At 64.5% G+C, this 12575-nt stretch carries 14 protein-coding genes; 12 read left to right on the forward strand and 2 right to left on the reverse strand.

Going from position 1 to position 12575, the window contains the following annotated elements; all coding sequences use genetic code 11:
- On the forward strand, nucleotides 1-207 hold a 207-nt coding region (locus FXB40_RS44110; protein ID WP_187437554.1), incomplete at its 5' end, for a transposase.
- Between the two features lie 142 nt (nucleotides 208-349).
- Here the strand turns inward: FXB40_RS44110 and serB are convergent.
- Nucleotides 350-1255 (reverse strand): phosphoserine phosphatase SerB, encoded by a 906-nt coding sequence (gene serB / locus FXB40_RS44115; RefSeq protein WP_148778501.1) that lies wholly within the window; start codon nucleotides 1253-1255, stop codon nucleotides 350-352.
- Nucleotides 1256-1266: 11 nt separating this feature from the next.
- Between serB and miaA the strand changes: the two genes are divergently transcribed.
- The 10 genes from miaA (at nucleotide 1267) to FXB40_RS44170 (ending at nucleotide 11113) form a co-directional block, all read left to right on the forward strand.
- A complete protein-coding gene (gene miaA, locus FXB40_RS44120) occupies nucleotides 1267-2208 on the forward strand; it encodes a tRNA (adenosine(37)-N6)-dimethylallyltransferase MiaA (protein ID WP_148778502.1) in 942 nt (313 codons plus the stop codon).
- 329 nt (nucleotides 2209-2537) lie between these two features.
- Nucleotides 2538-4313, forward strand: a complete 1776-nt coding sequence (locus FXB40_RS44125; protein WP_148778503.1) for an acetolactate synthase 3 large subunit — start codon at nucleotides 2538-2540, stop codon at nucleotides 4311-4313.
- A gap of 4 nt (nucleotides 4314-4317) precedes the next feature.
- Complete coding sequence (locus FXB40_RS44130; RefSeq protein WP_148778504.1) at nucleotides 4318-5289, forward strand: threonine dehydratase; 972 nt, start codon at nucleotides 4318-4320, stop codon at nucleotides 5287-5289.
- Nucleotides 5290-5312: 23 nt separating this feature from the next.
- Nucleotides 5313-5855 (forward strand): acetolactate synthase small subunit, encoded by a 543-nt coding sequence (gene ilvN, locus FXB40_RS44135; protein ID WP_148778505.1) that lies wholly within the window; start codon nucleotides 5313-5315, stop codon nucleotides 5853-5855.
- A gap of 3 nt (nucleotides 5856-5858) precedes the next feature.
- The gene (locus FXB40_RS44140; protein ID WP_148778506.1) at nucleotides 5859-6554 is read left to right on the forward strand and encodes a class I SAM-dependent methyltransferase; all 696 of its coding nucleotides are present in this window, start codon (nucleotides 5859-5861) and stop codon (nucleotides 6552-6554) included.
- A gap of 176 nt (nucleotides 6555-6730) precedes the next feature.
- Nucleotides 6731-7621, forward strand: a complete 891-nt coding sequence (locus FXB40_RS44150) for an EamA family transporter (RefSeq protein ID WP_148778507.1) — start codon at nucleotides 6731-6733, stop codon at nucleotides 7619-7621.
- A 7-nt stretch (nucleotides 7622-7628) separates the two neighbouring features.
- Nucleotides 7629-8231: a LysE family translocator gene (locus FXB40_RS44155; protein ID WP_148778508.1), complete on the forward strand. Its 603-nt coding sequence runs from the start codon at nucleotides 7629-7631 to the stop codon at nucleotides 8229-8231.
- Between the two features lie 132 nt (nucleotides 8232-8363).
- The gene (ilvC, locus tag FXB40_RS44160) at nucleotides 8364-9383 is read left to right on the forward strand and encodes a ketol-acid reductoisomerase (RefSeq protein WP_148778509.1); all 1020 of its coding nucleotides are present in this window, start codon (nucleotides 8364-8366) and stop codon (nucleotides 9381-9383) included.
- Between the two features lie 519 nt (nucleotides 9384-9902).
- Complete coding sequence (locus tag FXB40_RS44165) at nucleotides 9903-10754, forward strand: SDR family oxidoreductase (RefSeq protein WP_148778510.1); 852 nt, start codon at nucleotides 9903-9905, stop codon at nucleotides 10752-10754.
- Nucleotides 10755-10756: 2 nt separating this feature from the next.
- A complete protein-coding gene (locus FXB40_RS44170) occupies nucleotides 10757-11113 on the forward strand; it encodes a lysozyme inhibitor LprI family protein (RefSeq protein WP_246208337.1) in 357 nt (118 codons plus the stop codon).
- Here FXB40_RS44170 and FXB40_RS44175 read toward each other — a convergent pair whose 3' ends face one another.
- Complete coding sequence (locus tag FXB40_RS44175; protein ID WP_187437555.1) at nucleotides 11114-11731, reverse strand: hypothetical protein; 618 nt, start codon at nucleotides 11729-11731, stop codon at nucleotides 11114-11116.
- Between the two features lie 205 nt (nucleotides 11732-11936).
- On the opposite strand from FXB40_RS44175, the gene FXB40_RS44180 reads away from it, so the two are divergent.
- A complete protein-coding gene (locus FXB40_RS44180) occupies nucleotides 11937-12506 on the forward strand; it encodes a TetR/AcrR family transcriptional regulator (protein ID WP_246208338.1) in 570 nt (189 codons plus the stop codon).
- The last annotated feature ends 69 nt before the right edge of the window (nucleotides 12507-12575 follow it).

The raw sequence follows: 12575 nt of genomic DNA on the forward strand, positions 1-12575 counted from the left end.
GTATCCGCCTGGCGGGCCCGCATGGCCAGCGAAGCCGGAAAGGCACAGTACCAAGCCCGCACGATCTGCGAATGCATCCATGCCCGATGGCGGAACTGGGACCTCAGGCAATTGACCGTGCGCGGCATCGAGAAGGTCCGTGCCGTCGTGCTCTGGTACGCCCTCACCAACAACATCCTGCAAGGACACCGTCTCGCAAAAACATAGGCCGCAGAAATGTACCCGACGGCCTGACGCCGCCGGACGCTTGCCATCAAGGAGTGCCACCGCTCCTTGGCCGAATGCCGAAAACAAACGAATTGGCTCACAGGCTCTACGGCTGCAGGGCTTGTAGGAACGATCGCAGAGGCTACGGCTCCACGAACTCCTCGCGCCGATATCCCTGCGCATACAGCAGCGCGGTGAGATCGCCGTGGTCGATCCGGGCCGCCGCGGCGGCCGCGACGGCCGGCTTGGCGTGATACGCCACGCCAAGTCCTGCCGCCTGGATCATCGCGAGGTCATTGGCGCCGTCGCCGACGACGACGGAGTCGATGTCGTCGAGATCGAACGACTCCATCAAATCCACCAGCGTCGCGAGCTTCGCGGCGCGGCCCAAAATCGGCTCCTTCACTTCGCCGGTGAACTTGCCGTCGCGTACGACGAGCTCGTTGGCGCGGTTCTCCTGGAAGCCGATTTTTGCGGCGACCGCGCTGGTGAACAGGGTGAAGCCGCCGGAGACGAGGCAGGTATAGGCACCGTGAGCGCGCATGGTCGCGACCAGTTCGCGGCCGCCCGCGGTCAGCGTGATGCGCTTGGCCAGCACTTCATCGACGACGCTGGCAGGAAGATCCTTCAGCAGCGCGACGCGCTCGCGCAGTGCCGGCTCGAACTCGATCTCGCCGCGCATCGCGCGTTCGGTGATGGCCGCCACATGCGCCTTCATCCCGACAAGATCGGCGAGCTCGTCGATGCACTCTTGGCCGATCATGGTGGAATCCATGTCGGCGAGAAAAAGCTTCTTGCGCCGGACGCCGGCAGGCTGCACCACGATGTCGATGGGCAGATCGCCGCGAAGCTCGCGCAACCGCTCTTCGATAGCGTGACGGTCGCCTTCGAGGTTACTGTCGGCACCGAAGGGAATGTCGACCGCAACCCCGTCGAACAGCCAGTGCGCGGGTGCCGCTTGCGGCAACACGGCGCGGGCGCCGTCGACGATGGTCGAGTCGAGGGCGGGATTGGCGGGATTGCAGATCAGCGTGGCGACGAGGGACATTTGAGGTTTTCGTGAGCGAGAGGCATTCAAGCAAGGCCGTGCTTATCGCAGGCCCGACCGCCAGCGGCAAGTCGGCGCTGGCGCTCGAGCTTGCGCTGAACGCAGGCGGAATCGTGATCAATGCCGATTCCATGCAGGTCTATCGCGACCTCCGTGTCATCACCGCGCGTCCCACGCAGGATGAGGAGGCGCGCATTCCGCATCGCCTCTATGGCCATGTCGATGCGGCCGTGAATTTTTCCGCCGGCGCCTGGGTGGCTGATGCCGCGAAGGCGCTTGAAGAAGCGCGGGTCGAGGGCCGCCTGCCGATCTTCATCGGCGGCACCGGGCTGTATTTCAAGGCGCTGACGGCGGGTCTCTCGGTGGTGCCGCCGATCCCTGCGGAAATACGTGAGGACGTACGTGCCCGGCTGGAGCGCAACGGCGTCGAGGCCCTGCATGCGGAACTCGCGCGCCGCGACCCGCGCGCAGCCGAGCGATTGAATCTCCGCGACCGGACGCGGATCGCGCGTGCGCTCGAAGTGGTCGAGGCGACCGGCCGTTCGCTGCTCGACTGGCATCATGAGGGCCAGCCGCCGCTGTTGCCGAAGGACAGTTTTCGCGCGGTGTTTCTCGCGCCCGACCGTGACGAACTTTATGCCCGTATCGACGCCCGTTTCGAGGCCATGCTGGGTGCCGGTGCCCTGACCGAGGTCGAGCAGCTATCCGCCCGCGGCCTCAATCCGCTGCTGCCGGCCATGAAGGCCCATAGCGTGCCGGCCCTGATCCGCCATCTGCGCGGTGAGCTCAGCCTGGAGGAGGCCGCCACGATCGGCCGGGCCGACACCCGCCACTACGCCAAGCGGCAATTCACCTGGTTCCGGCACCAATTGCCGGAGTTCGAATGGGTGAAGCCGGTTGAGGCGAGGGGCTGGCTCGCAGCGGCCGCCGGCGCTGCGCGGGACCCACACTGACGTGCTTTTGTGCTCGCGTTCCCGCATTTACCTCTCGCCGAACCCCGGGAACACCGCTACACTGCTAAAATCGCGCGGGAACGGCTGCTTTGCCTTGACATCGAGGCTTTGGTCGTTATGTTTCGCGCAACCTTTGGGAAGCTGAGCGCCTGCCATGCGTAATATTATTACCAAACTCCTTATCGTCGTCGTAACCAGGCACACCGCCGGGGGTGGCTAGCTGCCATCCACATGACAGGCGGTGTGCAGGGTCCCTCTTCGGGGCCTTTTTTATTTCCCGAGCCCGACACGAACCAAGCCGCTGACAACAGCGCATCCGGAGCAAGCCAATGAGCGACAAGAGCCACGATCCGAACCAGATGACCGGCGCCGCGATGATCGTCCGCGCGCTCATCGATCACGGCGTGACCGACATTTTCGGCTATCCCGGCGGCGCGGTGCTTCCGATCTACGACGAGATCTTCCAGCAGAGCGAAGTCCAGCACATCCTGGTCCGCCATGAGCAGGGCGCGGGCCACGCTGCCGAGGGCTACGCGCGCTCGACCGGCAAGCCCGGCGTTGCGCTGGTGACCTCCGGTCCCGGCGCCACCAACATGGTGACGCCGCTGACCGACGCGCTGATGGATTCGATCCCGCTGGTCTGCATCTCCGGCCAGGTGCCGACGCATCTGATCGGCAACGACGCATTCCAGGAATGCGACACCGTCGGCATCACGCGCCCCTGCACCAAGCACAATTGGCTGGTGCGCGACGTCAACGATCTCGCAAAAGTCCTGCACGAAGCCTTCTACGTTGCGACCACGGGCCGTCCGGGCCCGGTGCTCGTTGACGTTCCTAAGGACGTGCAGTTCGCGACCGGCACCTATCATCCGCCGCGCAAATCCGACGTGCACCGCTCCTATGCGCCGCGCGTGAAGGGCGATGCGACGCAGATCCGCAAGGCCGTGTCGCTGCTCGCAGGCGCCAAGCGCCCGGTGATCTACAGCGGCGGTGGCGTCATCAATTCCGGTCCTGAGGCCACCAAGCTGCTGTGCGAGCTGGTCGAGGTTACGGGTTTCCCGATCACGTCCACGCTGATGGGACTAGGTGCATATCCGGCGTCGGGCAAGAACTGGCTCGGCATGCTCGGCATGCACGGCACCTACGAAGCCAACATGACCATGCATGATTGCGACGTCATGCTGTGCGTCGGCGCGCGCTTCGACGACCGCATCACCGGCCGTGTCGATGCGTTCTCGCCGAACTCGAAGAAGATCCACATCGACATCGATCCGTCCTCGATCAACAAGAACATCCGGGTCGACGTGCCGATCATCGGCGACTGCGGCAACATCCTCGGCGACATCCTGCAGGTGTTCAAGGCTGAGGCGAAGAAGCCCGACATCAAGTCCTGGTGGCAGCAGATCGCGCAGTGGCGCGCCCGCAACTCGCTCTATTACAAGAAGAGCAACGACGTCATCCTGCCGCAGCATGCGATCCAGAGCCTGTTCGAGGCGACACGCGGCAAGGATACCTACATCACGACCGAGGTCGGTCAGCACCAGATGTGGGCGGCGCAGTTCTTCGGGTTCGAGGAGCCGCACCGCTGGATGACGTCGGGCGGTCTCGGCACGATGGGCTACGGCCTGCCGGCCGCGGTCGGCGTGCAGGTGGCCCATCCGGACAGCCTCGTCATCGACATCGCGGGCGACGCCTCGGTGCAGATGACGATGCAGGAGATGTCGACGGCGGTTCAGTACGAGCTGCCGATCAAGATCTTCATCCTGAACAACCAGTATATGGGCATGGTGCGGCAGTGGCAGCAGCTGCTCCACGGCAACCGGCTGTCGCATTCTTATTCGGAAGCGCTGCCGGATTTCGTCAAGCTCGCGGAAGCCTATGGCGGCGTCGGCATCCAGGTGCACAAGCCCTCGGATCTCGACGGCGCCATCCAGGAGATGATCTCGGTCAAGCGCCCGGTGCTGTTCGACTGCCGCGTCGCCGCGCTGGAAAACTGCTTCCCGATGATCCCCTCCGGCAAGGCGCATAACGAGATGCTGTTGCCGGAGCAGGCCAACGACGAGGCCACCGCCAAGGCGTTCGCCGGCGGCAAGGCGCTGGTGTGACGTCATGTTCGACCTGACGGAGCTCGAGCGCGCACATGCGATCGTGGGGCAGGCGGTGCCGGCAACGCCGGCACGCGGCTGGCCCTTGCTCGCTGGGCGCCTCGGCACCGAGGTTGTGGTCAAGCACGAGAACCACACGCCGATCGGCGCCTTCAAGGTGCGCGGCGGGCTCGTCTATCTCGACCGTCTGAAGCGCGAGCGGCCGAACATTCCCGGCATCATCTCCGCGACGCGCGGCAATCATGGCCAGAGCCTGGCCTTCGCCGCGAGCCGTCACGGCGTGCCGGCGGTGATCTGCGTGCCACGCGGCAACTCGGTCGAGAAGAACCGCGCGATGAAGGCCTTTGGCGCCGAGCTGGTCGAGTACGGCGAGGATTTTCAGGCCGCCCGCGAGGAGGCCGAGCGCCGTGCGCAGTTCGCCGGGCTCCACATCGTGCCGTCGTTCCACCCGGACCTCGTGCTGGGTGTCGCGACCTACGCACTGGAGCTGTTTCGGTCTGCGCCCGACCTCGACGTTCTCTACGTGCCGATCGGGCAGGGCTCGGGCATCTGCGGCTGCATCATGGCGCGCGATCTGCTCGGCCTGAAGACCGAGATCGTCGGCGTGCAGTCGACGGAAGCACCGTCCTACGCGCTGTCGTTCGCAGCGGGCCAGATCGTCGCGACCGAGACTGCCAACACGCTCGCCGATGGCATGGCGACGCGCATTCCGGACGCAGATGCGTTCGCGCTGATCCGCAAGGGCGCCTCGCGCATCGTCCAGGTCACCGACGATGAGGTCGCCACGGCGATCCGGGCCTACTGGACCGATACGCACAATCTCGCCGAAGGCGCCGGTGCTGCCGCGCTCGCCGCGGCGCTGCAGGAAAACAGCAAGCTGAAGGGCAAGCGCGTCGGTCTCGTGCTGTCCGGCGGCAATATCGATTTCGATCTGTTCCGCCGTTGGGTCGGGACGGACGCGCCAGCGATGGCGTGAGGCAGAGACAAGAGGGGACGACAATGAACCAGCCCGCATCCGCCTACTTCATCGAGGAGCGTCACGATCCCAACGAGACGCACACGCTTGCGGTGCTCGTGCAGAACGAGCCCGGCGTGCTTGCCCGCGTCATAGGCCTGTTCTCGGGTCGCGGTTACAACATCGAGAGCCTCACAGTCTCGGAGACCGAGAGCCAGAAGCATCTCTCCCGCATCACCATCGTCACCACGGGCACGCCGATGGTGATCGAGCAGATCAAGCACCAGCTCGACCGCATGATTCCGGTCTATCAGGTCGTCGACATGACGCTGAGCAAGCGCTCGATCGAACGTGAGCTTGCGATGGTCAAGGTGCGCGGGCAGGGCGAGCATCGCGTCGAGGCGCTACGGCTGGCGGATGCGTTCCGCGCCCGGGTGATCGACGCCACCACCGAGAGCTTCGTGTTCGAGATCACAGGCAATACGGACAAGATCAACCAGTTTATCGACCTGATGCGCCCGCTCGGCCTTGTCGAGGTGTCGCGCACCGGCGTTGCCGCGATCGGCCGCGGGCCTGAGGGGATGTGAACCATGCTGGCGCGCGACTGGTATTATAACGAGCGGAACCGGATGGGCATCGGGCCCACGGTGGCGTCGATCTACGACTCTCACGACGATGCCGATCTGCGTGCGCGCGCCGCGCTGAAAATGTTGGGTGTCCAGCGGGGCTGGCGGATTGCCGACATCGGCTGCGGCAACGGCGTGCTGGCGACCGAAGCGTCGCTGATGGGTGCCGAGGTCGACGCCATCGACATCTCGCCGGCGATGCTGGCGCTCGCCGAGATCTACGCGCGCGACCGCAAGGCGCCCGTGCGCACGCAATCAGCCGGCCTGCTCTCCTTCGCTTACCGGCCGGAATCCTACGATCTGATCGTCAGTGAGTTCACGCTGCACCATCTGCCGGACTTCTGGAAGGCTGTGGCGATGTCGCGGATCTATCGCGCGCTGAAGCCGGGCGCGACTTTTTACCTGCGCGACATCGTCTATGCGTCGATGCCCGATGCCGTCGAACGTGACGTCGAGCAATGGGCCGACTACCACATCAAGAACCACGATTTCTCGCACGAGAGCGTGGTGACGCATATGCGCGACGAATATTCCACTTTCGGCTGGGTGATGGAGCGGATGCTGACCGATGTCGGCTTCACGCTGGTCTCGGCCGACTACCACGCACCGATGCACGGCACCTATCTCCTGCGTAAACCGAAAGCCGGCGAGCAAGGCTAGAGCAGCAGTGGCAATGAACTCAACCAGCCAGAGCGAAGCTGCGCTCCCTCCCCCGCTTGCGGGGGAGGGTTGGGGAGAGGGTGTCTCGACAACGAAGACTCCCCCAGAGGAGGGAACCCTCACCCGCGCCTTCGGCGCGACCTCTCCCGCAAGCGGGAGAGGTTAGGGAGTTTGGGATGGAGCCGGCCGACATCCTCATCGCCCTCATGGTGGCGATCATCTGGGGGCTTGCCTTTGTGGCGAGCCGGATCGCGCTCGACGAGTTTTCGCCGGAGCTGATGACGGCGATGCGCTTTTCCATCGCCGCAGTGCCGTGCCTGTTCATTCCCAAGCCGAAGGTCGCCTGGTCGCTGCTGATCGCGATCAGTTTTACGCTGTTCCTCGGCCAGTTCCTGAGCCAGGCCTACGGCATCGCCCATGGCGTGCCGGTGGGGCTGACCTCCGTCGTCGTCCAGAGCCAGGCGCTGTTCACGATCGGCTTCGCGGCGCTCGTCTTCGGCGAGCGCCCGACGCCGGCGCAGACGCTCGGCATCGTCATCGCCGCCATCGGGCTGCTGATGATCTGCGGTACCGTCGGTTTTGATTTCAGCGTCGGCGCCTTCGCGGTGCTGATGATTGCCCCGATCTGCTTTGCCGTCGGCAATCTCCTGCTGCGCGGTGCTCGCGGCGCGCCGATGTTCGATCTGTTCGCCTGGCTCTGCCTCACTGCGGCGGTGCCGCTGTTCGCGCTAGCGCTTGTCGTGAACGGGCCGACGCCGACCTTCCAGTCGCTGATCCATATGTCGCTCACCGGCCTGATCTGCCTGCTGGTGATCGGCGCGATCTCGACCAGCATCGCCTATTGGCTGTGGGGCCGGCTGCTGCGTGATTATCCGGCGGCGCAAGTCGTGCCTTTCGCGCTGCTGGTGCCGTTCGTCGGTTCTGCCGCGTCCAGCATCGTGTTCGGCGAGCGGTTCGGGCCGCTGCGCCTCGCCGGCATGCTGACCGTGATCGGCGGCATCGCGGTGATGGTGCTGGTCAAGCGGCCCAAGGCGTTACCCAAAGAATCGCTTGCGAAGACCGCGTGAGGTAAACATGGCCAACTCGCTCTTCTACGCCTTCCTCGCCTTCATGGTGGTGATGTACTTCACCCCCGGGCCGAACAACATCATGCTGCTGGCCTCGGGCCTGACCTACGGCTTCCGGCGCACCATCCCCCACATCGCCGGCATCGTCATCGGTTTTGCTTTCATGGTCGGTGCGGTCGGCCTTGGGCTCGGCACCGTGTTCCTGGCGTACCCGATCCTCCAGACCATCCTGAAATATGCCGGTGCGGCCTACCTGATCTATCTTGCCGTCGTGATCGCCATGTCTGGCCCAACCACGCCGGGCAGCGAGGACGGCCGCGGCCCGATGACCTTCTGGGGCGCCGCCATGTTCCAGTGGATCAATGCCAAGGGCTGGGTGATCGTGATCGGCACCATCACGGCTTACGCGGCGATTGCCCAGTTCCCGATCAACATCGCCATCCAGACCCTGATCAGCCTTCTGGTCGGCACGGTCTCGACCGTGGTCTGGGCCTTCTTCGGCACTGCACTACGACCGGTGCTGACCTCGGAGCGGCTGGTCCGCGCCTTCAATATCCTGATGGCGCTGCTGCTGCTCGCCTCCCTCTACCCCGTTTTCATGGATGCATGATGTCGCGGATTTCCATGCAGAAACGGGTTTCCCTAAGGGCTGAAAATGCTCTAGACAGCCCCCGAAATCCGCAAATTCCACCCTTCGGACACCGACCTTTGGCCGATTCTGGCCCTCAATGAGGAAACGACTATGCGTGTTTATTACGATCGCGACGCCGACCTGAACCTGATCAAGGGCAAGAAGGTCGCCATCGTCGGCTATGGCAGCCAGGGCCACGCCCATGCACTCAACCTCAAGGACTCCGGCGTCAAGGAGGTGGCGATTGCGCTGCGCAAGGACTCGGGCTCGGTCAAGAAGGCGGAGGCCGCTGGCTTCAAGGTGATGGAAGTCGCCGACGCCGCCAAATGGGCCGACCTCGTCATGATGCTGACCCCGGACGAGCTCCAGGGCGATATCTACCGCGAGCACCTGCACGACAACATGAAGAAGGGCGCCGCGCTCGTGTTCGCACACGGCCTCAACGTCCACTTCAACCTGCTCGACCCGCGCGCCGACCTCGACGTGCTGATGATCGCGCCGAAGGGCCCCGGCCACACCGTGCGCTCGGAGTATCAGCGCGGCGGCGGCGTGCCCTGCCTGATCGCGATCGCCAAGGACGTCTCGGGCAACGCCCATGACCTCGGCCTGTCCTACGCCTCCGCTGTCGGCGGTGGCCGCGCCGGCATCATCGAGACCACCTTCAAGGAAGAGTGCGAGACCGATTTGTTTGGCGAGCAGGTCGTGCTCTGCGGCGGCCTGGTCGAGCTGATCAAGGGCGGCTACGAGACCCTGGTCGAAGCCGGCTACGCCCCGGAGATGGCCTATTTCGAGTGCCTGCACGAAGTGAAGCTGATCGTCGACCTGATCTATGAAGGTGGCATCGCCAACATGAACTACTCGATCTCCAACACCGCGGAGTACGGCGAGTACGTCACCGGTCCGCGCATCGTTACCGCCGAGACCAAGGCCGAGATGAAGCGCGTTCTCGCCGACATCCAGGGCGGCAAGTTCGCTCGCGACTGGATGCTCGAGAACAAGGTCAACCAGACCTCGTTCAAGGCGACCCGCGCCAAGCTCGCCCAGCACCCCATCGAGGAAGTCGGCGCGAAACTCCGCGACATGATGCCCTGGATCAAGAAGGGCGCGCTGGTCGACAAGTCGAAGAACTGAGGCGGCGATCTCTGAACGTGGCGCGTCGGTGACGCGCTACGTTCGGCACGCGGATGCGAAACAAAAGCTTCGCTCGCCAAACCAAATCTTAAATCTTCACGACTATATCTGAGCGAGATCGCAAACAGCGGTCTCGCTCTTTCATCTCGCGCGAAGCATTGCTGCTTCATTCAAATTCTTCGCGAGTTGATGTCCTCTCAGAGCATCAAGAACTGACGCTTAAACCACATTCTTGGGTTCGCGTCGTTTCTCAGAACTTTCTCAGAAGTTGCGATTGCCAAAAGCGCTGTGTCCTCAGAGTCTAGGATTCGGCTCTTCATCTGCGCTCTTATCGCGCGATCAAGCGCGTTTCGCGACGTTCGCACGCCGCTTCATCTTAAGAACCGGCACCCGCTGTGCCTTCTTGCAGTGCGCCGAGGTCTCGAAAAAGATCGTCGGTGCGCGGCTTGAGAACCGGGCATCATTGCGCTGGAGGGGCCTTCTCCTACATGATCGCGTGGGGCTAAAGGGGGGAAGACCATGCGATCTGTCGTCGTCACCGGCGCATCCACCGGCATCGGCTGGGCCATTGCGAAATTTCTGATTGGGCGCGGCTATCGCGTCTTCGGCAGCGTCCGCAAGCAAGCCGACGCCGACCGGCTGAAGGGTGAGTTCGGCCAAAACTTCACGCCGCTCCTGTTCGACGTCACCGACGAGGCCGCCGTGCTGGCGGCCGCGCGCCAGGTGCGCGAGGCGCTGGGCGGCAAGACGCTGGCTGGCCTCGTCAACAATGCCGGCGTGGCCGTGGCTGGCCCCGTGCTCGAATTGTCGGCGGATGATTTCCGTCGCCAGATGGACATCAACGTCATCGGCCCCGTGATCGCGACGCAGGCGTTTGGACCGCTGCTCGGTGCAGATCCGTCGCTGAAGGGGCCGAAAGGGCGGATCGTGATGATCAGCTCGGTCGCGGGCAAGAATGGCAATCCGCTGTCGGCGCCCTATTGCGCCTCCAAGCATGCGATCGAGGGCCTGTCGGAGAGCCTGCGCCGCGAGCTGATGCTGTTCGGCATCGACGTCATCATCGTCGCGCCCGGCGCGGTGAAGACGCCGATCTGGAGCAAGGCCGAGCAGTTCGACATGTCGGTCTACCAGAACTCGCCCTATCTCCCCGCGCTCAACAAGGTCATGGCGTTCATGATGAAGCTCGGTGAGACCGGGCTGCCGGCTGAGCGGATCGCGGAAGTCGTCTTCGAGGCGCTCTCGGCGGCAAAGCCCAGGGTTCGCTATCAGATCGCGCCCGACCGGATGCGGCACTTCATCACGGCCACGCTGCCCAAGCGAACCGTCGACCGTATCATTGCCAAGCGGCTCGGGCTGCTGCCACAGGGCTGAACATGCGAAGCATTTTGATCGCAGTCCTTTGCGTCCTCACCACCGCCGCGCAGGCCGGCGACCAGGGCGATCCGCGGTCCTGCGACGGCTCGACCGCCGAGATGGTCGAATGCCTGAAAGGGCAGACCGCGCAATGGGACAAGCGCTTGACCATCGCCTATCAGCAGGCGATGAAGAACGCGGCGGACGCGCAGCGCGACCAGCTTCGCGCCGCGCAGCGGCTCTGGATCCAGTACCGCGACGCCAATTGCCTCTATTACGGCATGGGCGAGGGCACCATTGCCCGCGTCGATGCCGGCGAGTGCCTGCGCCGGATGACCGAGGCTCGCGCGCGCGAGCTCGAGGGCCTCGGCCGGTGATTATGCTTTGGCGGTCTGCGGGGTCGATCGCGAGGCCATCGCGATCATGCGCAGCGCCATCACCGCGAGCAGCGGAATGAGGAACGCCGCGTAACCCGGCATCGCCGGCACGCGCTTGCCGAACGACACCATGAACTGGAACCAGAGGTAATAGCCGCCAACAAGGTGCAACGCGCGCCAGGCGCGGGGCCCGATCAGCGCGGCCGCGCGGTCGAACGAGGTCGCGCTCATGGCGATGATCACGGCATAGCCGATGCCGCCGAAGATGTAGGACGCGGCCGAAGTTGCCTCCGCAAAGCCGGCCGGATCCATCTTGGCGAAGACGACGATCGCGACCGCATGGATGGCGTGGGAAGCCGCAAAGCTCAAGCCCAGATAGCGCCGGTTGCGCCGCTGCCAGCGCGTCCAGGCGTTCGGCCATAGCCGCGCCAGTGCCGCGGCACCGAAGGCCAGGCAGAACAGCAGCAGCGAGCTGCGCGCCGTGAAGCGGATCACCATGCGCACGCCCTCGACCTCGAATTGCCGCATCGAGGCGATCCAGAGGCTCAAGGCAATCAGGCTCAGCGTGAGGACGGCGAGCAGCCGCCAGCCTTCGAACCAGCTTTGACGTTGCGACATGGTGGTCTCCTCCATTATGTAATCATCGATTACATTTCGAGGTGGCACAGCCGTCAACGGTGTAATCGCTGCTTACATTCACGTTCGGGTGATGCTAGAAGGCGCCATGCCCGCCCGTCAGACGTCCAAGCCCCAGACTTCAAAACCTCGCGCCCGTCGCCAGACATCCGCAGCCCGGCCCTATCATCACGGCGATCTCCGCCGCGTGCTGATCGATGCTGCGCTGCAACTGGCGGCCGAGGGCGCCGAGGTGTCCGTGCGCGAGGCTGCGCGCCGGGCTGCGGTATCACCGGGGGCGCCGTTCCGGCACTTCCCCAATCGCGATGCGCTGATGGCGGCGGTGGCCGAGGAGGCGCAGCGGCGCTTTCGCGCCGAGATCGAGGTCGCACTGGCGGAAGCGCCGTCGGCCGATCCGCTGGCCCGCTTCCGCGCCTTCGGCATCGCCTATGTGCGCTGGGCGATGCGCAACCCCGCGCATTTCGAGATCATCTCTACCGGCCGTTATTTCGCCCACGACAGCTCGGCCGAGCTGACGCGCGACAATGCCGAGCTGGTCGTGCTCACCGAGCGGATGCTGGCCGCGGCGGCCGCGCAGGGCCTGCTGCGATGGACGGATCTCAAACGCATCCTGATCGCGGGCCGTGCCCTGATCTACGGCTTTGCCCGGATGAACCTCGACGGCCATTTTCCGCGCTGGGGCGTGGCGGAGGACGAAATCGAGCCGATGGCGGAGGGGGTGATCGATCTGTTCATCGCGGGGATCGCCAAGCCCTAGCGTGCTCGGCGTGCGGCCTTTCGCCTCCCGCTAACATTAAGCGAAGGTCGGATCGTTACACGCGTTGCT

This window comes from Bradyrhizobium rifense, assembly GCF_008123425.1.
Classification (GTDB): domain Bacteria; phylum Pseudomonadota; class Alphaproteobacteria; order Rhizobiales; family Xanthobacteraceae; genus Bradyrhizobium; species Bradyrhizobium rifense.